The sequence below is a fragment of the Microbacterium sp. NPDC089190 genome, assembly GCF_040701795.1.
GTDB lineage: Bacteria > Actinomycetota > Actinomycetes > Actinomycetales > Microbacteriaceae > Microbacterium > Microbacterium galbum.
Genome location: NZ_JBFBHF010000001.1, coordinates 638,772 through 663,014, shown reverse-complemented (window position 1 = coordinate 663,014; position 24,243 = coordinate 638,772). Strand labels below are relative to the sequence as shown.

Below are 24,243 nucleotides of genomic sequence, written 5' to 3'. Positions count from 1 at the left end.
CTTTCGCGGCCGCCCACGGCCGTGTCCGATTTCCGCCAGCCGATGTCGGAGGTCGATGGCAGGGTGGATGCCATGACCCCCACCACCGCCGACGCGCCGGGCTTCACCGAGCGCTACCGCGTGATCCAGTCGCGCGACCGGCGCTTCGACGGGCAGTTCGTCACGGCCGTGCGATCGACGGGCATCTACTGCCGTCCGAGCTGTCCGGCGCGCACCCCGAACGAAGAGAACGTCACCTTCTACGCCACCTCCGCCGCAGCGCACGAGGCGGGCTATCGCGCGTGCAAGAGGTGTCTGCCCGAGGCCGCCCCGGGTTCGCCCCTGTGGGACGTACGCGGAGACGTCGTGGCCCGCGCCATGCGCCTCATCGCCGACGGAGTGGTCGACCGCGAGGGCGTCCCGGGCCTCGCCCGCCGCCTGGGGTATTCGTCGCGTCACCTGACGCGACTCCTCGCCGCCGAGCTCGGTGCGGGTCCGCTCGCCCTCGCGCGAGCCCATCGCGCCCACACCGCGCGGGCCCTGCTCGTGGGCACCGACCTGTCGTCGGCCGACGTGGCCTTCTCGGCCGGATTCTCGAGCGTCCGTCAATTCACCGAGACCATCGGCGAGGTGTTCGGGATGACGCCCAGCGCCCTGCGCGCGCGCCGTTCGGCGACCACGCGCGCCGAGGCGGCGGCGGGCGAGATCGATCTGGCGCTTCCGGTACGCGGGCCCATCGACACGGTCGGGCTCTTCGGATGGATGCGGGCGCACGCGATCCCGGGTGTCGAGGTCGGCGACGACCGCTCGTTCGCACGGGTGGTGCGCCTTCCCGGTGGCCCCGCGTGGTTCGAGGTGCGCCGCGCCGACGACAAGCTGCGCCTGCGCGCGCGGCTGAGCGCGCTCGCCGATCTCGGCACGCTCATCGCACGGGTCAGGCGACTGTTCGATCTCGATGCCGACCCGCGCGCGATCGACGACGCCCTCGCGCGGCATCCCGAACTCGCTCCCGCCGTCGCCGCGATCCCCGGTGTCCGGGTGCCGGGGGCGATGGATGCCGACGAGATGCTGTTACGCGCCATGATCGGCCAGCAGATCAGCGTCGCCTCGGCCCGCACCATGCAGGGGCGACTCGCCGCCGAGCTGGGTGAGTCCGCGAGCGTGGCGCCCGAGCCGATGACGCTGTTCCCCCCGCCGGCCGTGATCGCCGAACGCGGACTCGAGGTGCTGCGGGGGCCGGCCGCGCGCATGCGCGCGATCGTCGAGGCCGCCGCAGCCTTGGCCGACGGCTCACTCGAGATCGGACCCGGCGACGACGGCGCCGAGCAGCGGGAGCGGCTCCTCGCCCGGCGGGGGATCGGCCCGTGGACCGCCGACTATGTGCGCATGCGTGTCCTCGGCGACCCCGACGTGCTGCTCCCCGGAGACGTCGCAGCGCGCGCCGGTGCCGCGCAGCTCGGTCTGCCGTCCGATCCCGCCGGGTTCACCGCCTGGTCGCAGCGCCTGGCTCCGTGGCGCAGCTACGCGATGGCGCACTACTGGTACGCGGCCCCGGTGACCCAGGCCTGGCGCTCGCCCGCCGAGACGGCGGCTGCGGCGGCTGTCGACCGGCCGCGGCGCCGCGCCGCGGGGGTCGACGTCGTCGCGAACGGTCTCGCCGTGGCGATCGGCGACGCCGCCTCCGTGCCGGATGCCGCGGCGCCCGCGCGCGGCGCATCCGCGACATCCGCGCCGCACGGTGCCCGCGCCATCGCACCTCGCGACACGTCACCCGCTTCCGCGGTGCTCGCGCCCGCGTCACCTGCCTTCGCGGTCCCCGAGACCGCGGCACCCGCCGCGGCGCGACCCGCCCGCCCCGCACCGATCCCCGCCCCCGACGCAGAATGCGAGACCCCCGCATGACCACGGCCACCCTGCAGTTCGTCGACACCCCCGACGGCCCGTTCGCGATCCTCGCCGACGCCGCCGATCGCGTGATCGTGTCGGGATGGACCGGCGACCGCGACGCCGTCCTCGCCCGCCTGCGGCCCGACCGCCGTCCCGACCTCGTGTCCCCGGGCGAGACCGCCGCGGCCGTGGCGGTCCGCGCCTACTACGCGGGCGATGTCGTGGCGATCGACGACGTCGAGGTCGCGCAGCACGGTACGGCCCTCCAGCTCGCCGGGTGGCAGGGCCTGCGCCGTATCGCGCCCGGTTCCCCGCTGACCTACACCGGGTTCGCCGCGGCGCTGGGCTCGCCCACCGCGGTGCGGGCCGCGGCATCCGTCTGCGCCCGCAATGCGGTCGCCCTGTTCGTCCCGTGCCACCGCGTTCTGCGGGGAGACGGGACGATGGGCGGATTCGCGTGGGGCACCGCGGTCAAGCAGAGCCTCCTCGCGCGCGAAGCGGCAGCCTGAGCGGCGAAGACACCCTTGCCTTCAGCGTTCTCACAGGGATACTCTGGAGGGCTGTCGTTCCCCCGGCGATGGCTTCACCAGATCAAGGAGGATGCCATGGACCAGATCGACGCCCCCGTCGCCCCGGCCGCCGCATTCTCCGTCGCCACGCGTCCCGGCCGACGCTCCTAGGGCCCGCGTCCGCGCTCCGGCGCTCGCGCTTCCGCCCTGACCGACGAAACCCGTCGCGCCCTCGGCTTCCCTGTCCGCGCCCGATCCCGGCGCCCGCTTCGACCCACTGAGGATCATGACCACCTCGACGACTCCGAAACGTCTCTCCACGCCGCGCGCTCTCGCGCGGTTGCTGCCCATCGCGCGGCCGGTGCTGCCGCGCCTCATCGCGGGCGCCGTCACGGCGCTCATCGCGAGCCTCCTCGCCCTCGCCATCCCGCTCGTCCTCGAGCAGATCGTCGCGGGCCCCATCGCCTCCCTCGACCCCGCCGCGCTCGTGTGGGGCTCTCTCGCCGTGCTCGCGCTCGGCCTCGCCGAGGCGGCGATGGTGTGGCTGCGTCGGTGGTTCGTGCTCGCGCCGGCGACCAAGGTCGAATACGACCTGCGCCAGTCGTTCTACTCGCGCCTGCAACGGCTGCCCGTCGCCTTCCACGATCGGTGGCAGTCGGGGCAGCTCCTCTCGCGCATGATGCAGGACATCAGCATGCTGCGCCGGTGGCTCGCCTTCGGTGTCATCCTGCTCGTCGTCAACATGCTGACGATCGCGATCGGCGCGATCCTGCTCTTCCGCTGGCACTGGCTGCTCGGAGCACTGTTCCTCGTCACCTCTGCCCCGGTGATCTACGTCGGCTTCCGGTTCGAGAAGCGGTACGGCGCCCTCACCCGTCAGAGCCAGGATCAGGCGGGCGACCTCGCGACCTCCGTCGAAGAGAGCGTCCACGGCATCCGCGTGCTCAAGGCCTTCGGCCGCGGAAAGCACGCGCTGCAGAAGTTCACCCGGCAGGCGGAGTCGCTGCGTGAGACCGAGATCGACAAGGCCCGCGCGGTCGGCTGGATCTGGTTCTGGCTCGTGCTGCTGCCCGACATCGCCTTCGCCGTCTGCCTCGGCGCGGGGATCGTGCTGGCGCAACTCGAGCAGCTGCAGGTCGCCGAGCTCGTGGCCTTCTTCGCCATGGCCACCGTGCTGCGTTGGCCGATGGAGTCGATCGGCTTCCTCTTCTCGTTCCTGCTCGACGCGCGCACCGCGACCGACCGCATCTTCGAGGTGTTCGACGAGCAGAACACGATCGTCGACCCGGAGAACCCGCGTTCGATCGCCGCACCGCGCGGCGAGCTCACCTTCGAGGGCGCCCACTTCCGCTATCAGGATGCCGCCGGCACCGAGCCCGATCTGCTCGACGGAATCGATCTGACGCTGCGCCCGGGCGAGACGATGGCCCTCGTGGGCCTGACCGGTTCCGGCAAGACCACGCTCACGACCCTGCCGTGCCGGCTCTACGACGTCACGGGCGGACGCGTGCTGCTCGACGGCGTCGACGTGCGCGAGCTGTCGCTCGCCGAGCTGCGGCGCCATGTCGGCATGGCCTTCGAAGACGCGACCCTGTTCTCGCAGACGGTGCGCGACAACGTCCTCCTCGGGCGCGAAGACCTCGTCCCGGGCTCGCCCGAAGCGGAGGAGATCCTGCGCGAAGCCCTGCAGGTCGCTCAGGCCCAGTTCGTGCACGACCTGCCCGACGGTGTCGACACCGTCATCGGCGAGGAGGGGCTCAGCCTCTCGGGCGGCCAGCGTCAGCGTCTCGCCCTTGCGCGAGCGGTCGCCGCCCGCCCCGCCGTCCTCGTGCTCGACGATCCGCTGTCGGCGCTCGACGTCGACACCGAGGCCCTCGTCGAAGACGCCCTGCGCGAGGTCCTCAGCGAGACGACGGCCCTGGTCGTCGCCCACCGGCCCTCGACGGTCACCCTGGCCGATCGCGTCGCGCTGCTGGAGGACGGGCGCGTCACGGCGGTCGGCACCCATTCCGAGCTGCTGCGTGAGAGCGAGCACTACCGCTACGTCATCTCGAGCCTCGAGGAAGCCGAGCGCGAGGCGCGGACGGGAGCCATCTCGATCATCGCTCCCGACGAGGACTTCGCGGACACCGACGGGCGCCGGGCCACGGCATCCGGAGACGCCCCCACCGACGACGCCCTCACCGAGAAGGAGGCGACCCGATGAGCACCGCGACCGTGTCCGGGACCAGCGGCGAAGACCGCTCCGACTACACGCGCGCCGAGAGCAAGGCCATCCGGCAGCGCTCCCTCCGCCTGCTCGGATCGCTCGTGTCGCCGCTGCGGTGGCAGCTCGTGCTGGCTGCGGCCGTGCTCGTCGTCTCGACGGCACTGCGTGTGGCCGGTCCCGCGCTGATCGCCTACGGCATCGACAACGCGCTCCCCGCCGTCATCGAGCGCAGCGACTGGATGCCGACCTACGGCGTGGTCGGCGTGTACCTGCTCGCGGGCATCGGCGGTGCCGTGCTGATCGGCTGGTACGTGGTCGTCGCCGCGCGTCTGACGCAGGCGATCATGCTCGACCTGCGCAAGCGCATCTTCCTGCACACGCAGAAGCTCAGCCTCGAATTCCACGAGTCGTACACCTCCGGCCGCATCATCTCGCGTCAGACGAGCGACCTCGACACCATCCGCGAGCTGCTCGACGGCGGACTGAACGAGCTGGTGTCGGGGGTGCTCTACGGCCTGTTCACCCTCGCCGCGCTCTTCCTCATCGACTGGCAGTCGGGGCTGATCCTCACCGTCATGGGCATCCCGATGTACCTGCTCATGCGCTGGTTCTACACGCGCTCGCAGGTCATCTACCGGGAGTCGCGCGTCATCAGTGCGCAGGTCATCGTCAAGTTCGTCGAGACCATGACGGGTATCCGCGCCGTGAAGGCGTTCCGCAAGGAACCCCGCAACGACGCCGAGTTCGGCGCGCTCGCCGCGGATTACCGCGACGTCAACATGCGCTCGATCCGTCTGTTCGGAACGTTCGAGCCGGGGATCATGGCGGTTGCCGCCGTCTCGGTGGCCGTCGTGCTGCTGTGGGGCGGCGGTCGCGTCATCGCCGGTCCGCTCGAGATCGGCGTACTGACGGCCGCCGTGCTGTACGTGCGCAACTTCTTCTCGCCCCTGCAGGAGGTCGCGTTCTTCCTGAACTCCTACCAGTCCGCCACCGCGGCCCTGGAGAAGGTGTCGGGCGTCCTCGAGGAGGAGCCGACGGTTCCCGACCCGACCGACCCCGTCGACCTGTGGAGTGCCCGCGGGCACGTCCGCTTCGACGAGGTCACCTTCGGCTACACCGAGGGTCGGGTCATCCTGCCGAACTTCACGCTCGACATCCCCGCGGGGCAGACGATCGCCCTCGTCGGCACCACCGGCGCCGGCAAGACGACGCTCGCGAAGCTCATCTCGCGTTTCTACGACCCGACGCAGGGTGCCGTCACCCTCGACGAGGTCGATCTGCGTCGCCTGCACCCGAAGGATCTCCGCCGCGCGATCGTCATGGTCACCCAGGAGGCGTACCTCTTCAGCGGAACGGTCGCCGACAACATCGCGCTCGGCAAGCCCGACGCCACGATGGACGAGATCCGCGCCGCCGCCCGTGCGGTGGGCGCCGACGGCTTCATCTCGAAGCTGCCCGACGGCTACGACACCGACGTGAACAAGCGCGGCGGTCGGGTCTCTGCGGGCCAGCGTCAGCTGATCTCCTTCGCGCGCGCCTTCCTCGCCGACCCCGCGGTGCTGATCCTCGACGAGGCGACGGCGTCGCTCGACATCCCGAGCGAGCGTCTCATCCAGGATGCGCTGCAGACGTTGCTGGCCGACCGCACGGCGATCATCATCGCGCACCGCCTGTCGACGGTCGCGATCGCCGACCGCGTGCTGGTGATGGAGCACGGTCGCATCATCGAGGACGACACCCCCGCCGCCCTCATCGCCGGGACGGGCAAGTTCGCGCAGCTGCACGCGGCCTGGCGGGAGTCGCTCGTCTGACCCCGGGCGCCGAGAACATCGGATGCCACGCCCCCGCCTGACGCGGGGCGCGTGGCATCCGTCGTCAGTCACGCGGAGCGCGGCGGCGAGCCCGTAGGTCGAGGACGCCCCGCAGGACGGACATCACGGCAGCGGAAAGCAGAATGGCCGTGGTGGCGATGCTCCACCAGTGCGGAGTCGAGCCTAGATGAACGAGGCTGTAGGCCGCGAGCGCGACCCCGAAGGGGATGGAGAACCACGGTCCGGACACGGGGACACCGTACGAGGAAGCGGATCCTCCGTACGCCCGGAGGCTACAACCTCACCCGGGAAGCAGAGGTGGTTCGCCTCACACGCGAACGCGCGCGATGACCTCGCCGTACTCCGTCTCGTCGACGGGCTCGAAGCCGACGCGCTGGAAGAAGGCCTCCGGGCCGCCGACGCCGGGCTCGTAGATGACATCGACGTGGTCCATGCCGCGACGGCGCGCCTCTTCGAGGAGCTGCCCGAGCGCGAAGCTGCCCACACCGCGGCCCTGGTCGTCGGCGTCGACGTTGATGCGCCACAGGACGGAACGGAAGTGCTCCTCGGGCGCCTCGCCGTCGAAGTTGGCGCTCACGAAGCCGACGACCTCGTCGCCGTCGAGCACGACGCGCTGCCACGACGTCGACGGGTTCATCACGGTCGCGGCGATGCCGTAGCTGACCGGGGCGAGGAACTGCTCCTGGCCGGGCTTGAGCGAGAGATTGTTCACGGCCACGATCGTGGCGGCGGACAGTTCGACGAGACGCAGGTCAGCCATGCGCCCAGGCTAGCGGCACCGTCGTCCCGGCCCCAAGATCCCATGCCACCGCATGCGTTCGGCGTCATGGTTTTCGCGCCCCCGCCCGCCCGCCGCCCCGCCCCGGACACCCGCCGTAGGCTGAATCGATGGATGCCGCCACCCCGCCGCCCGCGCGACCTGCCCGCGCCGAAGACGGACCGGCGGTCCGATGGAAGATCGCCCGCGCGTGCGTCCTCCACGTGGCGCGGGAGGCGCAGGGCGCCACGGTCGACGCGGTGTCGGCGGCCCTGGCGCGGGCGCACCTGCGCCCGGCGCCGGAACGCACGAGCTCCGCCGATCCGGGGGCGACGGGCGAGAGCCTCTGGGTGTGGGAGCGCGGCGACGTCGTCAGCGAGGCGCTGTTGGACAACACCGGTTTGTCCCTCTTCACGACGCGTATCGGACCGTTCTCCCTGAAGGCCGTGGTCGTCGTGACGTCGCGCGTCGAGCGAGAGGAGTGCCGCGTGATCGTGTCGATGGTGGTCGGCAGTCAGCTCGCCGACGAGATCTCCCGCGAGGTGGATGCTGCGATCGACGGTCTCGCCGCGAAGGGCGCCCGGATCGAGGGGCCGGGGTGGATGCGCGTCGCCGACCTTCCTCGCGACACCATGGCGCATCCGAAGACGGCCCGGGAGCACGGCATCCGCGCTTGAACGGGGTCCACACGACAGGGGGGCGCCGAGTGGAACTATCTCGACATCAAGAGACTTTGCCCTGGTGCGATAGGCTGGTTCGCAACCCTGGCCGCCTCTACGGAGAGATCTGACGTGCCCGATTCCACCATCATCTACACGTACACCGACGAGGCGCCGGCTCTCGCCACCGCGTCGTTCCTGCCCATCGTGCAGGCCGTCACGAAGCAGGCGGGCGTCGACGTCGAGACCCGCGACATCTCGCTCGCCGGCCGCATCCTCGCGGCCTTCCCGCAGCGCCTCACTCCCGAGCAGCAGGTGGGCGACGCCCTCGCCGAGCTCGGCGGTCTCGCGACGCTGCCCGAGGCGAACATCATCAAGCTGCCGAACATCTCGGCATCCATCCCTCAGCTCAAGGCGGCGATCGCCGAGCTGCAGGCGCAGGGCTACGACATCCCCGACTACCCCGACGAGGCGTCGAGCGTCGATGAGAAGGACGTCCGCGCCCGGTACGACCGCATCAAGGGCTCGGCCGTGAACCCCGTGCTGCGCGAGGGCAACAGCGACCGCCGCGCGCCCCTGGCGGTGAAGAACTACGCCAAGAAGCACCCGCACCGCAACAAGGCGTTCGGCGAGGGCTCGAAGACCCGCGTCGCGACCCTCGGCCACGACGACTTCCGCTCGAACGAGAAGTCGGTCGTCATCGCCGACGACGACGTGCTCACCATCCAGCACGTCTCGGCCGACGGCACCACGAAGACCCTCAAGGACGGCCTCAAGGTCCTCCAGGGCGAGATCGTGGATGCCACGTTCCTCTCGGCCGCGGCCCTCGACGCGTTCCTCGCCGACACGCTGGCCGAGGCCAAGGCCGACGACGTGCTCTACTCGGTGCACCTCAAGGCCACGATGATGAAGGTCAGCGACCCGATCATCTTCGGTCACGTCGTGAAGGCCTTCTTCGCCGATGTCTTCGACCGTCACGGCGACGCCCTCGCGGCCGCCGGGCTCACCCCGAACGACGGCCTCGGCTCGATCCTCGCGGGTCTGGCGAACGTCGAGGGCGGCGAGGCCATCGCGGCCGAGATCCGCGCCGGTCTCGAGAACGGCCCCCGCCTCTCGTACGTGAACAGCGACAAGGGCATCACCAACCTGCACGTGCCCTCCGACGTCATCGTCGACGCCTCGATGCCCGCGCTCATCCGCAACGGCGGCAAGCTGTGGGGCGCCGACGGGGGAGAAGACGACACCCTCGCCGTCATCCCCGACTCCTCGTACGCCGGTGTCTACCAGGCGACCATCGAGGACGTCATCGCCAACGGTCCGCTCGACCCGGCGACCATCGGCTCGGTACCGAACGTCGGTCTCATGGCTCAGGCCGCCGAGGAGTACGGCAGCCACGACAAGACCTTCGAGATCCCGGCCCCGGGCCGCGTGCAGGTCGTCGCCTCGAACGGCGACGTGCTGCTCGAGCACGAGGTGAGCACGGGCGACATCTGGCGCGCGACGCAGACCAAAGACGTGGCTGTCCGCGACTGGGTGAAGCTCGCCGTCACGCGCGCCCGCGCGACCGGCGTTCCGGCCGTGTTCTGGCTCGACGAGACCCGCGCGCACGATCGCAACCTCATCGCCAAGGTGCACGAGTACCTCGCCGACCACGACACCGAGGGCCTCACCATCGAGATCCTCGCTCCGGCCGAGGCCACGCGGTACTCGCTCGAGCGCATCCGCCGCGGTGAGGACACGATCTCGGTCACCGGCAACGTGCTGCGTGACTACCTCACCGACCTGTTCCCGATCCTCGAGGTGGGCACGAGCGCCAAGATGCTCTCGATCGTGCCGCTGCTCGCGGGCGGTGGCCTGTTCGAGACCGGTGCCGGTGGCTCCGCCCCCAAGCACGTGCAGCAGCTCGTCGAGGAGGACTACCTCCGCTGGGACTCGCTGGGTGAGTTCTTCGCCCTCGCGGCCTCTCTCGAGCACCTCGCCGACACGACGGGCAACGACCGCGCCCGCGTGCTCGCGCAGACGCTGGATGCCGCGACCGGCACGTTCCTCGAGAACGACAAGTCGCCGGGTCGTGCGCTCGGCACGATCGACAACCGCGGCAGCCACTTCTACCTCGCGCTGTACTGGGCTGAGGAGCTGGCGAAGCAGACGACGGATGCCGACCTGGCCGCCGTCTTCGCCCCTGTCGCCGAGAAGCTGGAGGCGGAGGAGCAGACCATCGTGTCCGAGCTCAACGCGGTCCAGGGCCACCACGCCGAGATCGGCGGCTACTACCGCCCCGACACGGCGCTCGTCGAGAAGGTCATGCGCCCCTCGGCCACGCTGAACGCGGTCATCGACGCGCTGCGTTGATCGCCTGATCCCGAGAGGGGCGGATGCCATCGGCATCCGCCCCTCTTTCGTCGTCGCCCCGCCCCGAGACCGTGCGCTGGGCCGATCCGTCGGCCCGGGTCGGCGTGCACAGCTCCTGCAGAGCCGCCGCTCCCGCTGGCGATGATCATTCGGCCGAGCCGTAGCGCAGGAGTTGTGCGCGCGAGGGACCCGATCCCGGGGCGGACGGGCCGGCCGAGGAGGGAAACTCCTGCGGTGCGTCGCGCCCACGGGGACGGCCCGCGTGATGTCGCGCCCGCGTGAGCGGACGGGCTGTCGCACGCCCACTCGAGGGAGGGGCCCCGAAACGGGACGAGGGGCGGATGCCGAATGGCATCCGCCCCTCGTCTGAAGGATCCGGGCTCAGTAGTGGACCGACACCTCGGTGCCGCGGTAGGCCCAGTCGTAGAGCTCCTTGGCCTGCGGGATGGTCATGTTGATGCAGCCGTGGCTCATCGGCGTACCGAAGTTGTTGTGCCAGTAGGTGCCGTGGAAGCCCTCGTCGCCGTTGAAGTAGGCGACCCAGGGGACGTCCTTCGTGCAGTAGTCGTAGCCGGGGACGCAGCCCATGTCCTGCATGGCCGTCTTCCAGCCGATGCGGAACTCGCCGGTGTGGGTGGCGTGGTCGCCCGCGCCCGACGAGATCGTGTAGGTGCGGTACACCTGCCCGTTCTGCCAGAGCGTCGTGGTCTGCGTGCTGAGGTTGACGTCGATACGGCGCTCGGTCTTCGTCGTCTCGAACGGCGTCTCGGCCACGGTCAGCGCGTACCGCCCGTTGCCCTCGGCGAGCTGCGTGGCGAAGGCCGCGGCGATGCCGGCGGTGTCGCCGAGCGAGCGTCCGGTCTGACCCTCGGTGTTGGTGTGGATGACCTCTCCGCCGGTGTCGACGATCACGTCGGCGTTGATCGCCCCACGATCGACCGCGGCGGGGAGCCCGGCGACCGCATCCTGGATCGCGGCCTCGTCGGCCGAGATCGCGAACGCGCCCTTGCCGTCGGGAGTGACGGTGAGCCACGAGGCGGCGGTGGCGCGGTCGACGGTGACGGTGCGCTCGTCGCCGACGTAGAAGCCGGCCGAATCGAGGATGCCGTTGAGCGTGCCGACCGCGGCCGCGGCCTCGTCGGTGGAGACGGGGGCGTCGACGGGCACGAGCGAGGCCTCGACGGTGGTCGCAGCGGTGCCGGCGTCGAATGCCGACTGCAGCGCCGCGGTGACCGCTGTGACATCGATGCCTTCGCCGGCCTCGGCGGGGGTGGTCACGTAGGCCTGCGACCCGGCGTCATACGCGACGGTCGCGTCGACGGGAGCGCGGTACGCGCCGGGGGCCTTGTCGCGAAGAGCTGCGGCGGCCTCGGCCTCGTCGATCTGGACGGACACGCCCGTCCCCTGCGGGAACCACGACGAGGGCTTCCACATCGGGTTGTCGGCGAAGGCCTTGTCGGCGAGGGCTGCCGCGTCGACGGTCGCGCCGAGGTCGGCACCGGTCACGACGACCTCGCCCGCGGGGCTCTCGACCGTGACGGCCGTCTGCGCCAGACGCGACTCGATGGCCTGCGCCGCAGCGCCGGCCGTGAGACCGCCGATCTGCACGCCGGCGACCGAGGCCCCGGGGGCGATCAGCACGAGCGACGCGGCGATGAGGGCCACGGCCGTGGCACCGGCGGGGATGCCGATCCACAGGCCGGAGCGGTTCTTGCGCGGCTGGGGCTCGGCGGGAGCCCAGGCGTACGTCGCGCCGTCGGTGCCAGGTGCGCCGTCGGTCATAGTCAAACCCCCCGGAAGTCAGTCTTCCAATGGTAGAGGCGCACACTGCGCGTCTGCCCTGAGCAATATCACGGTCTGATCACGCCCGTGGCGCGACGCGGCCGTGCCGGCCGGGAAGCGCGACTCAGGGAGCGAACACCTTGCCGGGGTTCAGGATGCCGAGGGGATCGAAGACGCGGGCGATGTCTCGTTGCAGGGCCCACTGATCGTCGCCCAACTCCTCGGCGAGCCAGCGTCGCTTGAGCACGCCGATGCCGTGCTCACCGGTGAGCGTGCCGCCGAGCGCGAGCGCCGCGCGGAACAGCTCCTCCGCCGCCTCCCACACCACCGGGGGGACCTCGGGCCCCTCGAAGACGAAGTTCGGATGCAGGTTGCCGTCGCCCGCGTGGGCGACGGCGGGGATGACGAGGCCGTACTGCCGTTCGATGCGGGCGATCTCGTCGAACATGTCGGGAAGCGCGCTGCGGGGTACCGACACGTCCTCGATGAGGGGGGTGCCGAGCGTCTCCATCGCCGGGTGCATGGCCCGCCGCACCGCGAGCAGCTCCTCGCCCTCGGCCGCGTCGGCCGCGACCGACACGCGTCCTCCCGCGGCCTCCAGCACCGCGGCGATCGCCCGTGCTTCATCGACCGCGACGGGGCCGTCGGTCTGGATCGTCACCTGCGCCGCGCCCGCGGGAGGGGTGGGCAGCGAGAGCAGGCGGTGCACGGCGGCGAGGCTCGTGGCATCCATCAGCTCCATGATCGCGGGCTGCACTCCGGATGCCGTGACCGCGGCGCAGGCGACGGCGGCGGCGCGCACGCCGTCGAACAGGGCCGTCAGGGTCACACGCTCGCCTTCGACGAGGCGGCGGAGCTTGAGGGTCGCGCCCACCACCACGCCGAGTGTGCCCTCGGATCCGATCACGAGCGAGGTGAGGTCGAGGCCGGTCACCCCCTTCACGCTGCGGTGGCCGAGGTGGAGGAGGCGGCCGTCGGCGAGCACGAGGTCGACGCCGAGCACCGCGTCGCGCACCACGCCGTACTTCGCGCACAGCAGGCCACCCGCACCGGTGGCGATGTTGCCGCCGACGGTGGAGATGGCCCGGCTCGCGGGGTCGGGGGCCCACCAGACTCCGTGAGATTCGAGGTGGGTGTTGAGGTCGGCGTTCAGGATGCCGGGTTCGACGACGGCCAGCAGATCGTCGGGGCGCACCTCGAGCACGCGGTCCATCGCGCGCACCGACAGGCTGATCTCACCGCCGCCGGTGTTGGCGCCGCCCGCGAGTCCCGTCCCCGCTCCGCGCGGCACGACGGGCGTGCGTGTGGCGGTGGCGATGCGCATGACGGCCTGGACGTCGGCGACGGACGCCGCGTGCACCACCGCGAGGGGGAGGCCCTCGGCCGCGTGGCCCGATTTGTCGGCGCGAGCCGCCTCGAGGGCGGCGGGGGCGGTGTCGACGCGCGCGCCGAGTTCGGCCCGGAGCAGCGCGAGGACGTCGTCACCCGCGCGCTGCGACGGCGTGAGGTGCGCCGTCTCGTCTGTCATGCCAGGCGCCGGCGGCCGTTCAGGGCGCCGAAGACGACGGCGACGATGGCGAAACCGAGGCCGATCCAGGCCTGGCCCATGCTCCACCACGCCACGGTGGCCGCGGCGTAGACGAACAGCTCGACGATGGCGCGCACGAAGGGGTGCACGGCGAGCACCGCGCGGGGTGAGACGAACAGGGCCCAGACGATCACGGCCAGGGCCGGGGCGCCGATGCCGGCCACGATGTTCCACGGCAGCGGCCACGCGGTGAAGCCCCAGATGGCGAGCGTCACGAAGGCGAAGAGGCCGCAGACGACGCTGCCGATCTCGACCGCCGTCGGCCGCGGGCGCATGCCGGGAGCGAGGGGCGCCTGCGCGCGGACGTTGGGGGAGTCGGTCACCCCGCCATTTTACGCGGGCCCGCGGGCTCGGCATCCGGGATCGCTCACCGTCGAGCCGATCGCGCCGCAACCGAGGTCCCTGAGCCTGTCGAAGAGACCGGGCCCGCGCCGGCCGCGGCGGCGTCGGCACGCTCAGCCCCCTCGCCCAGCTCAGGTCCCTGAGCCTGTCGAAGCCACCGGGACCCGCGGAGGCCCCGGTGGCTTCGACGAGCCCAGCCACCTCTGCGTCGGACAGGGCTGACGCGGACCGTGGCGCCTTCGACAGGCTCAGCCCCCTCCGCGTCGAGAGGAACCTGTGGAGCAACGGTGGATGCCGGGTCACGCGAGGCCGCGCACGTGATACGCGATACAGTGGCACCGTCGCGACTGGCGTTGAGGTGGGACACCACCGGGGAGCGACCGCTTGACGGTATTCGACCGCACGCCTGGGTCGATGCGGTATCTCCGCGGACTCGCCGAGTCCGCGGCATCCGGAACCATCGTCAAGGAGATCGCATGACCGATCCGTACTTCAACGCCCCTCTCTCGGAGGTCGACCCCGAGATCGCCGAGGTCCTCGAGCGCGAACTGAACCGCCAGCGCGGCTTCCTCGAGATGATCGCGTCGGAGAACTTCGTGCCCGTCTCGGTGCTGCAGTCGCAGGGCTCGGTGCTGACCAACAAGTACGCCGAGGGCTACCCCGGACGCCGCTACTACGGCGGCTGCGAAGAGGTCGACGTCGCCGAGTCGCTCGCGATCGAGCGCGCCAAGCAGCTGTTCGGCGCCGAGTTCGCCAACGTCCAGCCGCACTCCGGCGCCTCCGCCAACGCTGCGGTGCTGCACGCGATCGCGCGCCCCGGCGACACGCTGCTCGGTCTCGCCCTCGACCAGGGCGGCCACCTGACGCACGGCATGAAGATCAACTTCTCGGGCCGTCTCTACGACATCGTCGCGTACGGCGTCGACCCCGAGACCTCGGTCATCGACATGGACGAGGTGCGCCGTCTCGCCGTCGAGCACAAGCCGAAGGTCATCATCGCCGGCTGGTCGGCATACCCGCGTCAGCTCGACTTCGAAGCGTTCCGCGCGATCGCCGACGAGGTAGGCGCCCTCCTCTGGGTCGACATGGCGCACTTCGCCGGTCTCGTGGCCGCGGGCGTGCACCCGAGCCCGATCCCGCACGCGCACGTCGTCTCCACCACCGTGCACAAGACGATCGGCGGCCCCCGCTCGGGCCTGATCCTCACCAACGACGCCGACATCGCCAAGAAGATCAACACCGCGGTCTTCCCCGGGCAGCAGGGCGGTCCGCTCATGCACGTCATCGCGGCGAAGGCGACGGCGTTCAAGCTCGCGATGACGCCCGAGTTCAAGGAACGTCAGGAGCGCACGCTCCGCGGAGCGGCGATCCTCGCCGACCGTCTCACCCAGGACGACGTGAAGAACGCCGGCATCGCCGTGCGCTCGGGCGGCACCGACGTGCACCTCGTGCTCGTCGATCTCCGCGAGGCCGAGATCGACGGCAAGCAGGCCGAAGACCTGCTGCACGACATCCACATCACGGTCAACCGCAACGCCGTGCCGAACGACCCGCGTCCGCCGATGGTGACCTCGGGCCTTCGCATCGGCACCCCGGCGCTCGCGACCCGCGGCTTCGGCGACGTGGAGTTCACCGAGGTGGCCGACATCATCGCCCTCGCGCTGATCCCGGGCGCCGACGTCGAGGCTCTCCGCGCCCGCGTGGCGACGCTGACCGAGGCCTTCCCGCTGTACCCCGACCTGCAGCAGTGAGCCGTGCCGGGGCGGGCGTCGCGCAGCCGACCCCGCCCCGGCATCCGGTGTCCGCTTTTCGCGGCGCGGTCCCCGGCGTCGCATTCGTCCGGCGCAGGGCCGCGATAAACGCTGATTCTGTCGAAACACGGTGCGACGCCGCGTGTCTCACGAGGATCAGCGTTTATCGCTGCGGTGCCGTGCCACCCGGCGGCGGCGGGGCGCGGCACCGCAGCACTTCATGACACGAACGACACACACAGAACGAGGGATGCCATGACGGCGACGATTCTCGACGGTAAGGCCGCGTCGGCGGCGATCAAGGCCGAGCTCACCGAGCGGGTCGCGGCACTCCGCGAACGCGGCGTCGTGCCGGGCATCGCCACGGTGCTCGTGGGCGCGGACCCCGCTTCGCAGCTGTACGTCGGCATGAAGCACAAGCAGTCCGAGGCTATCGGCATGAACTCGATCCAGGTCGAGCTGCCCGCCGAGGCCACGCAGGAGGAGGTCGAGGCCGTCATCGACCGGCTCAACGCCGACCCCGCCTGCCACGGCTACATCGTGCAGCTGCCGCTGCCGAAGCACATCGACACCGACGCGATCCTCGAGCGCATCGATCCGGCGAAGGATGCCGACGGCCTGCATCCCACGAACCTCGGTCGTCTGGTGCTCAACGTCAACGCGCCGATCCACACGCCCCTGCCGTGCACGCCGCGCGGGGTCATCGAGCTGCTGCTGCGCAACGACTACGACCTGAAGGGCAAAGAGGTCGTCGTCGTCGGCCGCGGCGTCACGATCGGCCGCTCGATCGGGCTGCTGCTGACCCGCCGCGAGATCAACGCGACCGTGACCCTCACCCACACCGGCACCGCCGACCTGGCGAAGCACCTGCGCGAGGCCGACGTCATCGTCGCCGCCGCGGGAGTGAAGCACATCGTGCAGGCCGCCGACGTCAAGCCGGGCGCCGCGGTGCTCGACGTGGGCGTCACGCGCGAGACCGACCCCGAGACCGGGAAGTCCCGCGTGTACGGCGACGTGCACCCCGACGTGGCCGAGGTCGCCGGGTTCGTCTCGCCGAACCCCGGGGGCGTCGGTCCGATGACGGTCGCCCTGCTCATGACGAACGTCGTCGAGGCGGCGGAGCGCGCGTCGGCCTGACGGTCTCGCCCGACGTGCTCCCGGGCGGTGTCGCCGGCGTCCCCTCACCACCGCCGAACGGTGAACCACGACCTGCCGCCGGTTGAACACACGGAGCATCGCCCGCAATGGGGGAGGCGAGAGCTCTCCGGACGTGTCAGAGTTTGTACATGACTGAGTCCGTGCTGAACGACCTCCTCCGCCGCGTCACCGAGAGCGGCCTGCTCGACGACGCCCAGATCGACGAAGACAGCGTCATCGGGTCGGGACACCTGGATGCCGCCGGCGTCGAGGTGGAGGTCGACCTCGACCCCGAGATCGACGAGGAAGATGCCCCCGACCTCGACGCGATCATGAGCAACCTCAAGGACGTGCTCTCGGTCGGCGAGGAGCGCTGGCGTGCGATCGTCGAAGAGGTCGCGAGCGACATCGAAGACGCCCTCGACGACGACGAGCTCGATGCCGACGTCGACCTGCGCACCGACCTCGAGGCGATCGGCGTGGGCGTCTTCGTCGACGCGATCATCGTGGTCTTCGCCGGTCAGACCTCGTTCCCCGACGCTCTCGTGCACGTGCAGCTCACGCCCGAGCTCGAGGTCGAAGACATCGAGATCGTCGGCGACGACGACGAAGACGACGAAGACGAGGACTGACCCTCGACACCACGAAGGGCCGGACGAGCGATCGTCCGGCCCTTCGTCGTTCTCGGGATGCGGTCGGCGCTCAGACGATCGCGGCGCGCAATTCGGCGGCGGCGGCGCCCACATCGGGGGCGCTGTAGATGGCGCTGCCGGCGACGGCGACCTGGGCGCCCGCCTTCTGCACGTCGGCGATGCTCGACGCGTTGACGCCTCCGGCGACCGAGAACGGCACGCCCGAGGCTTCTCCGTCGCGCAGCAGCGTGGCGAAGGTGAAGCCCTCTTCGGCCTGCTCGTCGAGGCCGGCGTGCATCTCGACGAACTCGACGCCGAGGGCGATGACCTCCTTGGCGCGGGCCGGCTTGTCGGGGACCCCGATGAGGTCGACGACGACGCCCTTGCCGTGCTTCTTGGCTGCGGTGACGGCTCCGACGATCGTGCTGTCGCCGGCGCTGCCGAGCACCGTCACGAGGTCGGCTCCGGCGCCGAAGGCGATGTCGGCCTCGAGCTCGCCGGCATCCATCGTCTTCAGATCGGCGAAGACGATCTTGTCGGGGTGCGCCTTCTTGATGGCGGTGATGGCCGAGAGGCCCTCGCTCTTGATGAGCGGGGTGCCGAGCTCGAGGATGTCGACGTGCGGCGCCGCGGCGGCGGCGAGGTCGAGGGCGGCCTCGGTGGTGAGGGTGTCCATGGCGAACTGCAGCTTCATTCGGGGGTCCTGACTGTCGGGGTGGAGGGTCATTCGAGGTTCGCGTGGCGGGGCCACAGGTCGTCGGCCGAGAGGCCCGAGCGCTGCCAGAGCGCGTCGAAGAACGCATCGCCGACGAGGACGACGGCCTGCTCGAACAGACCGCCGGCGTATTGGGTGGAGGCCGTGCCCGAGCGATCGAGCTTCGTCGCGGCGGGCACCACGACGAGGGCGTCCGCCGCTCGCCCGAGGGGCGAGTCGGGCGCGGTGGTGATCGCAACGACGCGCGCACCGACCTCGATGGCCGTCTCGACGGCGCGGACGATGCCGGTCGTCGTCCCCGAGCCGCTGGCGGTGAGGAGCACGTCGCCGGCGCGGATCGCGGGGGCGGTGGTCTCGCCGACGACGTGCACGGCGAGGCCGAGGTGCATGAGGCGCATCGCCGTCATCTGCAGCGCGAGGCCCGAGCGCCCGGCGCCGAGGACGAAGACGCGGTCGGCGCCGCCCAGCACCTCGAGCACGTCGTCCGCGCCGTCGCCGGTGGCGAGGCTGTCGACGACCGAGGTCAGCTCGCCCGAGATGCGGGTGAGGGATGCCGCGATGCCGGCGTCGGGGGAGGTCATGTGTCCATGCTTCGCCGGGGGAGCGGAGCGCGAGGCCGGTCGACGGCAGAGGTCGACCTACCCGATCGGGTAGGTTCGGCTCCATCGGCTAGGTTTGGGCGGGTGAAGTCGTCCGCCGAGTTGTCGTCTCCCGCGTCCCGCGCCCTCGTCATCGAGCACGAACGCGTCGTCGCCGAGCAGGCCGACCGCCACGCCGTGACGCTCGAATCGGTGCTGGCGATCCTGCGGTCCACGCGTCTCGACGACCGGGCCGCGCGCGCCCTCGCCGTGGAGACCGCGGCCGCCGCCCTCGTCGTGCTGCGGACCTCCACCGATCAGCAGCGCAGCGCCCTGCTCGAGCCCGTCACCGGGGCCTTCGCCCGGTTGCGCACCGACCTCCGTCCGCTCGTCCGGCACGGCGACCTCGACGTGCAGTTCGTCGAGCCTCCGGCGACCGGGCGCGCCTTGCCGGGTGAAGTCGCGCACGAGGCCCGGGCGATCGTCCGCAGCGCCGTGCTCGCCCTACTCGACCGGGGCACTCCACACCGCGTGCGCATCCAATGGGACTGCGACGGGCTGAACCTGCTCATCGGCATCCGCGACGACGGAGCGGGCACCCTCACCGCTCACGACGACTCGCTGGGACCGATCGTCGAGCGGGTCAGCGCGCTCAACGGCGCGTTCGACGTCGCCTCGACTCCCGGGTGGGGGTCGGAGCTGTCGGTCGTGCTGCCGCTCGATCCGCCCCCGCGCCCCGACTTCCTCGACGAGGCGGTCGACCTCAGCCCCCGCGAGAGCGAGGTGCTCAGCCTGGTCGTCGCGGGCTCACGCAATCGCGCGATCGCCGAACGCCTCGGCATCAGCGAGAACACCGCGAAGTTCCACGTGTCGAACCTGCTGCGCAAAGCCGGCGTCTCCACGCGGGCCGAGCTCGCGGCCCTCGGGACGGCGCGCGCTCAGTAGCTGTCGCGCTGCTCCGCGCGGGCGGTGACGAACCGCGCCGCCAGCGCCTCGGACGCGCGGGCCAGCAGAGCGACGTCGGCGCCGACCGCGACGAAATCCGCTCCGGCGTCGAGGTAGGCCTCGGCCACCGCGGGATCGAAAGCGTTCACGCCGACCGGGGTTCCGGCATCCGCCGCTGCGGCGAACACGCGATGCACCGCTGCCACGACATCGGGATGCGACTGCTGCCCGAGCAGGCCCATCGAGGCCGAGAGGTCGCTGGGGCCGACGAAGACGGCATCCACCCCCTCGACCGCGGCGATCGCAGCCGCGTTGTCGACTCCCGTCGTCGTCTCGATCTGCACCGTGAGCGAGACGTGCTGGGCGGCCTCGGTGAGGTAGCCGTCGACGCGGTTCCAGCGGGCGCTGCGGGCGAGGGCGCTGCCGACACCGCGCACGCCCTGCGGCGGGTACCGTGTGGCGGCGACTGCGGCGCGGGCTTCATCGGCGGTCGAGACCATCGGCACGATGATGTTCTGCGCACCCAGGTCGAGCACCCGCTTGATGGTCACGGGGTCGTTCCACGGCACGCGCACGACCGGCGTGACCGGATACGCCGCGGCCACCTGCAGCTGGGTCAGCACCGACTCGAGCGAGGTCGCCGAGTGCTCCATGTCGAGCAGCAGCCAGTCGAGGCCCGAGCCGGCGGCGACCTCGGTAATCGTGGCGTTACCCGAACACACCCACATGCCCGCGAGGGAGCGATCGGATGCCGCGAGGGCGGCGCGGAAGGTCGGGGTCAGACGAAGCGGCACGAGATCGTTCCCATCGGTCCGTAATCGCACAGCACGTCGTCGCCCTGCGACACCCACATCGGGCGCGTGAACGATCCTGCCAGGATGATCTCGCCCGCCTCCAGGCGCGCGCCGTGCTGGTGGAACTTGTTCGCCAGCCACGCCACGCCGGTCGCCGGGTGGCCGAGGACGCCTGCGGCGACGCCGGTCTCTTCGATCTCGCCGTTGCGGCTGAGCACGCCCGGGACCCACCGCAGGTCGATCTCGTCGGGGCGCTTGTGCACGTCGCCGAGCACCATCGCCCCGTAGGCGGCGTTGTCGCTGATCGTGTCGACGATCGTGCGGCCCTCGAGCTCGATGTGCGAGTTGAGCACCTCGAGCGCGGGCACGGCGTAGTCGATCGCGGCGAGGGCGTCGTCGAGCGTGCAGTCGGGGCCCTCGAGCGGGGTCTTCAGAACGAACGCGAGTTCGACCTCGATGCGCACGTTCGAGAACAGGGCGACCGGGATCTCGTCTCCCGAGCGGTAGACCGTGTCGTCGAACATCACGCCGTAGTCGGGCTCGGTGATGCCCGTCGCCTGCTGCATCGCCTTCGAGGTCAAGCCGATCTTTCGCCCGACGAGGGTGCGTCCCGCGGCGATCTGCGTATCGCGCCAGCGGCCCTGGATCGCGTAGGAGTCTTCGACCACGGCATCCGGATACCTCGCCGTGATCCGCGGGATCACCGCGTGCGTGCGGTCGGCCTCGGCGAGCTCGGCCGCGATGGCGTCGATCTGTGCGTCGGTGAGCATGGGGTCTCCTTGGTCGGTCTCACGAACCTCGTCCCACTTCTGGTGGAGCGTGTCCCACTTCTGGCTGGTTGAGGGGTGCCCAACCATCCAGAAGTGGGACATGGATGGGCTGGACGAGCTGCGGCTGTGCGCGCGTCCCACTTTTGGTGGAGCGTGTCCCGAATTCGGCTGGTTGAGGGGCGCCCAACCAGCCATAAGTGGGACATCGGTGGGCGGGCGCCGGCGCTGGCAGGGCTGGCGCGGCGGCGGGTCAGAGCTGGTTGCCCAGCTTGAACTCGCCGGCACCGACCTCTTCGGGCGCGCGGGTGTAGCTGAAGCCGTCGGCGCCGATGGTCACGGCCATCTCGCTCGAGTCGGTGCGCGCGCGCACCGGCTGCGGGGTGCCGTCGAGGTCGAGCACGAGCGAGCCCTCGGTGTACCACGACGGCACGACGGGGTTGCCCCACCAGTCGCGGCGCTGGTTGTCGTGCACGTCCCACGTGATGACCGGGTTGTCGGGGTCGCCGGTGTAGTAGTCCTGCGTGTAGATCTCGACGCGGTGGCCGTCGGGGTCGCGCAGGTACAGGTAGAACGCGTTCGAGACGCCGTGGCGGCCGGGACCGCGCTCGATGGCATCCGATCGGCGCAGGGCGCCGAGCTTGTCGCAGATGGCGAGGATGTTGTGCTTCTCGTGCGTGGCGAAGCACACGTGGTGCATGCGAGGTCCGTCGCCGCCGGTCATGGCGGTGTCGTGCACGGTGGGCTTGCGGCGCATCCAGGCCGCGTAGACGACGCCCTCCTCGTCCTGGATGTCCTCGGTCACGCGGAAGCCGAGCGACTGCATGAAGTTCACCGCGCGCGGCACGTCGGGGGTGATCTGGTTGAAGTGGTCGAGGCGCACGAGCTCGCCGGGGGAATAGAGGTCGTAGCGCCACGACAGGCGCTCCTGGTGCTCGGTGTCGAAGAAGAACTCGACTGGGAAGCCGAGGGGATCGACCACGCGCACCGAGTCGCCGATGCCCTTGGTGAACCCGTTCGGCTGGCGGCGCACCTCGCAGCCGAGCTCCTCGTAGAACGCGACGGCCTTGTCGAGGTCGTCGGCGCTGCGCACGCGGTACGAGAAGGCGGCGACGGCCGCGACCGGACCCTGACGCAGCACCAGGTTGTGGTGGATGAACTCCTCGGTCGAGCGGAGGTAGATCGCCTCGTCGTTCTCCTCGGTGATGTGCAGGCCCAGGATGTCGACGTAGAAGACACGGGATGCCGCGAGGTCGGTCACCACGAGCTCCATGTACGCGCAGCGCAGGATGTCGGGCGCCGGTGAGGTGGGCGTGGGGATGGGGTTGTCCGACTGGATCGGTGCCTCTTCGGTCACCCAGAACCCGGAGGAGGTCTTCTGTTCTTCGGTGTGCTTTGCCATGGGGTCGCGTCCTTGCGTGGAGTGTTCTGCGGGTCGGGGGTGGCTTCGACGGGCTCAGCCACCGGTGGGGCTCAGTGCGCCTGCGCCTTGCCGAACGTGGGGTTGTGCGCGGGGCCGAGCGTGATGTGCACGGCCTGCTGGTCGGTGTAGAAGTCGATCGAGCGGTAGCCGCCCTCGTGCCCGAGGCCCGAGGCCTTCACGCCGCCGAACGGGGTGCGGAGGTCGCGGACGTTGTTGGAGTTCAGCCACACCATCCCGGCCTCGACGTTCTGCGCGAAGAGGTGGGCGCGCTTCAGATCGTTCGTCCAGACGTAGGCGGCCAGGCCGTACTTCGTGTTGTTCGCGAGGGCGAGTGCCTCTTCGTCGGTGTCGAAGGGGGTGATCGCCACGACGGGGCCGAAGATCTCCTCCTGGAAGATCCGCGCCTCGGGGGAGACGTCGGCGAACACCGTGGGGCGGACGAAGTTGCCCTCCGGGAACTCCTCGGGACGGCCGCCGCCGGCGACCAGGCGCCCCTCGGTCTTGCCGAGCTCGACGTACGACATGACCTTGGCGTAGTGCTCGGGGTGCACGAGCGCGCCGACCTCGGTCGCGGGGTCGTCGGGGAGCCCGACCTTCACGCGATCGGCCTGGGCCGCGTACCGCTCGACGAAGGCGTCGTACACGTCGCGCTGCACGAGGATGCGGCTGCCCGCGGTGCAGCGCTCGCCGTTGAGGGAGAACACCCCGAAGATGGTCGCGTCGATCGCGGCATCCAGGTCGGCATCCGCGAAGACGATCGCGGGGCTCTTGCCGCCCAACTCCATCGACAGGCCCTTCAGGAAGGGAGCCGCATTGGCGAAGATGAGCTGCCCGGTGCTGCTCTCGCCCGTGAAGGAGATGAGCGGAACATCGGGGTGCTTCACCAGCGCGTCACCGGCGTCTTCGCCGAGGCCGTTGACGAGGTTGAACACGCCCTCGGGCAGGCCCGCCTCCTCGAAGATCCCCGCCCACAGGGATGCCGAGAGGGGCGTGAACTCCGCGGGCTTGAGCACCACCGTGTTGCCGGTGGCGAGCGCCGGTCCCAGCTTCCAGGACTCGAGCATGAAGGGCGTGTTCCACGGCGTGATGAGGCCGGCGACGCCGATCGGCTTGCGGTTGACGTAGTTGAGCTGACGGCCGGGCACCTTGAAGGCGTCGTCGGTCTGCGCCACGATCAGGTCGGCGAAGAAGCGGAAGTTCTCGGCCGCGCGGCGGGCCTGACCGAGGGCCTGCGTGATCGGGAGCCCCGAGTCGAACGACTCCAGCTCCGCGAGGCGCTCGTCGCGCGACTCGACGATGTCGGCGATGCGGTGGAGCACCCGCGAGCGCTCGCGCGGCAGCATCCGGGGCCAGGGGCCTTCCGTGAACGCCTTCCGGGCGGCGGCGACCGCGAGGTCGATATCGGCCTTCTTGCCCGCGGCTGCCCGCAGGTAGGTCTGGTTCGTCACCGGGTCGAGCACGTCGAACGTGTCGCCGTCGACGGAGTCGACGAACGATCCGCCGATGTAGTGCTGGATGTGCTCGGGCAGGTCGGCCGGGGTCCGGCGTGTGGTGGTGAGAGGGGTGGTCATGGCTGCTCCTTTGTGGGAGGGGTGGATGCCGGCG

20 protein-coding genes and 1 riboswitch are annotated in these 24,243 nt (G+C 70.8%); of the genes, 10 read left to right on the top strand and 10 right to left on the bottom strand.

Features of this window, described 5'->3' with window-relative positions:
- Positions 1 to 72 precede the first annotated feature (72 nt).
- From AB0230_RS03270 to AB0230_RS03255, 4 genes are all read left to right on the top strand, one after another.
- Positions 73 to 1,881: an AlkA N-terminal domain-containing protein gene (locus AB0230_RS03270; RefSeq protein ID WP_366373938.1), complete on the top strand. Its 1,809-nt coding sequence runs from the start codon at positions 73 to 75 to the stop codon at positions 1,879 to 1,881.
- Positions 1,878 to 2,375, top strand: coding sequence for a methylated-DNA--[protein]-cysteine S-methyltransferase (locus AB0230_RS03265; protein WP_366373936.1), 498 nt, complete (start codon positions 1,878 to 1,880; stop codon positions 2,373 to 2,375). The genes AB0230_RS03270 and AB0230_RS03265 overlap by 4 nt, the downstream gene beginning before the upstream one ends.
- A gap of 286 nt (positions 2,376 to 2,661) precedes the next feature.
- Positions 2,662 to 4,581, top strand: coding sequence for an ABC transporter ATP-binding protein (locus AB0230_RS03260; RefSeq protein ID WP_366373934.1), 1,920 nt, complete (start codon positions 2,662 to 2,664; stop codon positions 4,579 to 4,581).
- Positions 4,578 to 6,395 (top strand): ABC transporter ATP-binding protein, encoded by a 1,818-nt coding sequence (locus AB0230_RS03255; RefSeq protein ID WP_315993419.1) that lies wholly within the window; start codon positions 4,578 to 4,580, stop codon positions 6,393 to 6,395. Before AB0230_RS03260 ends, AB0230_RS03255 begins: the two co-directional genes overlap by 4 nt.
- A gap of 328 nt (positions 6,396 to 6,723) precedes the next feature.
- On the opposite strand, the gene AB0230_RS03250 is transcribed toward AB0230_RS03255, so the two are convergent.
- Positions 6,724 to 7,176: a GNAT family N-acetyltransferase gene (locus AB0230_RS03250; protein ID WP_315993417.1), complete on the bottom strand. Its 453-nt coding sequence runs from the start codon at positions 7,174 to 7,176 to the stop codon at positions 6,724 to 6,726.
- A 128-nt stretch (positions 7,177 to 7,304) separates the two neighbouring features.
- On the opposite strand from AB0230_RS03250, the gene AB0230_RS03245 reads away from it, so the two are divergent.
- Positions 7,305 to 7,850, top strand: coding sequence for a hypothetical protein (locus AB0230_RS03245; protein WP_366373932.1), 546 nt, complete (start codon positions 7,305 to 7,307; stop codon positions 7,848 to 7,850).
- Positions 7,851 to 7,964: 114 nt separating this feature from the next.
- Positions 7,965 to 10,184 carry an NADP-dependent isocitrate dehydrogenase gene (locus AB0230_RS03240; RefSeq protein ID WP_363393270.1) on the top strand — a complete coding sequence of 740 codons (2,220 nt, stop codon included), beginning with the start codon at positions 7,965 to 7,967 and terminating at the stop codon, positions 10,182 to 10,184.
- Between the two features lie 381 nt (positions 10,185 to 10,565).
- Here the strand turns inward: AB0230_RS03240 and AB0230_RS03235 are convergent, their stop codons facing one another.
- The 3 genes from AB0230_RS03235 to AB0230_RS03225 all read right to left on the bottom strand — a co-directional run bounded on the left by AB0230_RS03235 (position 10,566) and on the right by AB0230_RS03225 (position 13,877).
- Positions 10,566 to 11,966 (bottom strand): L,D-transpeptidase family protein, encoded by a 1,401-nt coding sequence (locus tag AB0230_RS03235; RefSeq protein WP_315993414.1) that lies wholly within the window; start codon positions 11,964 to 11,966, stop codon positions 10,566 to 10,568.
- A gap of 124 nt (positions 11,967 to 12,090) precedes the next feature.
- A complete protein-coding gene (locus AB0230_RS03230) occupies positions 12,091 to 13,494 on the bottom strand; it encodes an FAD-linked oxidase C-terminal domain-containing protein (RefSeq protein ID WP_363578663.1) in 1,404 nt (467 codons plus the stop codon).
- Positions 13,491 to 13,877 carry a YrdB family protein gene (locus tag AB0230_RS03225; RefSeq protein ID WP_315993412.1) on the bottom strand — a complete coding sequence of 129 codons (387 nt, stop codon included), beginning with the start codon at positions 13,875 to 13,877 and terminating at the stop codon, positions 13,491 to 13,493. The genes AB0230_RS03230 and AB0230_RS03225 overlap by 4 nt, the downstream gene beginning before the upstream one ends.
- Before the next feature lie 352 nt (positions 13,878 to 14,229).
- A riboswitch (ZMP/ZTP riboswitch) is annotated at positions 14,230 to 14,315 on the top strand.
- A 57-nt stretch (positions 14,316 to 14,372) separates the two neighbouring features.
- On the opposite strand from AB0230_RS03225, the gene glyA reads away from it, so the two are divergent.
- The 3 genes from glyA to AB0230_RS03210 all read left to right on the top strand — a co-directional run bounded on the left by glyA (position 14,373) and on the right by AB0230_RS03210 (position 17,416).
- Entirely contained in the window at positions 14,373 to 15,647 is a 1,275-nt protein-coding gene (glyA, locus tag AB0230_RS03220; protein WP_363578664.1) for a serine hydroxymethyltransferase, read from the top strand.
- Positions 15,648 to 15,902: 255 nt separating this feature from the next.
- Complete coding sequence (locus AB0230_RS03215) at positions 15,903 to 16,784, top strand: bifunctional methylenetetrahydrofolate dehydrogenase/methenyltetrahydrofolate cyclohydrolase (protein WP_366373929.1); 882 nt, start codon at positions 15,903 to 15,905, stop codon at positions 16,782 to 16,784.
- A 149-nt stretch (positions 16,785 to 16,933) separates the two neighbouring features.
- Positions 16,934 to 17,416: a cytochrome C5 gene (locus AB0230_RS03210; RefSeq protein ID WP_366373927.1), complete on the top strand. Its 483-nt coding sequence runs from the start codon at positions 16,934 to 16,936 to the stop codon at positions 17,414 to 17,416.
- Between the two features lie 70 nt (positions 17,417 to 17,486).
- On the opposite strand, the gene hxlA is transcribed toward AB0230_RS03210, so the two are convergent.
- Both hxlA and hxlB read right to left on the bottom strand, forming a co-directional pair.
- On the bottom strand, positions 17,487 to 18,110 hold the full coding sequence (gene hxlA / locus AB0230_RS03205) for a 3-hexulose-6-phosphate synthase (RefSeq protein WP_366373925.1): 624 nt from the start codon (positions 18,108 to 18,110) through the stop codon (positions 17,487 to 17,489).
- Between the two features lie 29 nt (positions 18,111 to 18,139).
- Positions 18,140 to 18,712: a 6-phospho-3-hexuloisomerase gene (gene hxlB, locus AB0230_RS03200; protein ID WP_366373923.1), complete on the bottom strand. Its 573-nt coding sequence runs from the start codon at positions 18,710 to 18,712 to the stop codon at positions 18,140 to 18,142.
- A gap of 102 nt (positions 18,713 to 18,814) precedes the next feature.
- On the opposite strand from hxlB, the gene AB0230_RS03195 reads away from it, so the two are divergent.
- Entirely contained in the window at positions 18,815 to 19,654 is an 840-nt protein-coding gene (locus tag AB0230_RS03195; protein ID WP_315993407.1) for a helix-turn-helix transcriptional regulator, read from the top strand.
- Here AB0230_RS03195 and AB0230_RS03190 read toward each other — a convergent pair.
- The 4 genes from AB0230_RS03190 to hpaE form a co-directional block, all read right to left on the bottom strand.
- Entirely contained in the window at positions 19,648 to 20,448 is an 801-nt protein-coding gene (locus tag AB0230_RS03190) for an HpcH/HpaI aldolase/citrate lyase family protein (protein WP_315993406.1), read from the bottom strand. The two genes, AB0230_RS03195 and AB0230_RS03190, sit on opposite strands and share 7 nt — an antisense overlap.
- Positions 20,433 to 21,218, bottom strand: a complete 786-nt coding sequence (locus AB0230_RS03185; RefSeq protein WP_363393253.1) for a fumarylacetoacetate hydrolase family protein — start codon at positions 21,216 to 21,218, stop codon at positions 20,433 to 20,435. Before AB0230_RS03185 ends, AB0230_RS03190 begins: the two co-directional genes overlap by 16 nt.
- 250 nt (positions 21,219 to 21,468) lie before the next feature.
- Positions 21,469 to 22,617, bottom strand: a complete 1,149-nt coding sequence (gene hpaD / locus AB0230_RS03180; RefSeq protein ID WP_366373920.1) for a 3,4-dihydroxyphenylacetate 2,3-dioxygenase — start codon at positions 22,615 to 22,617, stop codon at positions 21,469 to 21,471.
- Positions 22,618 to 22,688: 71 nt separating this feature from the next.
- Complete coding sequence (gene hpaE, locus AB0230_RS03175) at positions 22,689 to 24,209, bottom strand: 5-carboxymethyl-2-hydroxymuconate semialdehyde dehydrogenase (RefSeq protein WP_315993403.1); 1,521 nt, start codon at positions 24,207 to 24,209, stop codon at positions 22,689 to 22,691.
- Positions 24,210 to 24,243: the final 34 nt, after the last annotated feature.

Coding starts and splice junctions, on each gene's coding strand:
- AB0230_RS03215 (WP_366373929.1), top strand. CDS start 15,903: ATGACGGCGACGATTCTCGACGGTAAGGCCGCGTCGGCGGCGATCAAG.
- AB0230_RS03250 (WP_315993417.1), bottom strand. CDS start 7,176: ATGGCTGACCTGCGTCTCGTCGAACTGTCCGCCGCCACGATCGTGGCC.
- AB0230_RS03210 (WP_366373927.1), top strand. CDS start 16,934: ATGACTGAGTCCGTGCTGAACGACCTCCTCCGCCGCGTCACCGAGAGC.
- AB0230_RS03270 (WP_366373938.1), top strand. CDS start 73: ATGACCCCCACCACCGCCGACGCGCCGGGCTTCACCGAGCGCTACCGC.
- hxlB (WP_366373923.1), bottom strand. CDS start 18,712: ATGACCTCCCCCGACGCCGGCATCGCGGCATCCCTCACCCGCATCTCG.
- hxlA (WP_366373925.1), bottom strand. CDS start 18,110: ATGAAGCTGCAGTTCGCCATGGACACCCTCACCACCGAGGCCGCCCTC.
- AB0230_RS03230 (WP_363578663.1), bottom strand. CDS start 13,494: ATGACAGACGAGACGGCGCACCTCACGCCGTCGCAGCGCGCGGGTGAC.
- AB0230_RS03235 (WP_315993414.1), bottom strand. CDS start 11,966: ATGACCGACGGCGCACCTGGCACCGACGGCGCGACGTACGCCTGGGCT.
- hpaE (WP_315993403.1), bottom strand. CDS start 24,209: ATGACCACCCCTCTCACCACCACACGCCGGACCCCGGCCGACCTGCCC.
- AB0230_RS03185 (WP_363393253.1), bottom strand. CDS start 21,218: ATGCTCACCGACGCACAGATCGACGCCATCGCGGCCGAGCTCGCCGAG.
- AB0230_RS03265 (WP_366373936.1), top strand. CDS start 1,878: ATGACCACGGCCACCCTGCAGTTCGTCGACACCCCCGACGGCCCGTTC.
- AB0230_RS03255 (WP_315993419.1), top strand. CDS start 4,578: ATGAGCACCGCGACCGTGTCCGGGACCAGCGGCGAAGACCGCTCCGAC.
- AB0230_RS03260 (WP_366373934.1), top strand. CDS start 2,662: ATGACCACCTCGACGACTCCGAAACGTCTCTCCACGCCGCGCGCTCTC.
- AB0230_RS03245 (WP_366373932.1), top strand. CDS start 7,305: ATGGATGCCGCCACCCCGCCGCCCGCGCGACCTGCCCGCGCCGAAGAC.
- glyA (WP_363578664.1), top strand. CDS start 14,373: ATGACCGATCCGTACTTCAACGCCCCTCTCTCGGAGGTCGACCCCGAG.
- hpaD (WP_366373920.1), bottom strand. CDS start 22,617: ATGGCAAAGCACACCGAAGAACAGAAGACCTCCTCCGGGTTCTGGGTG.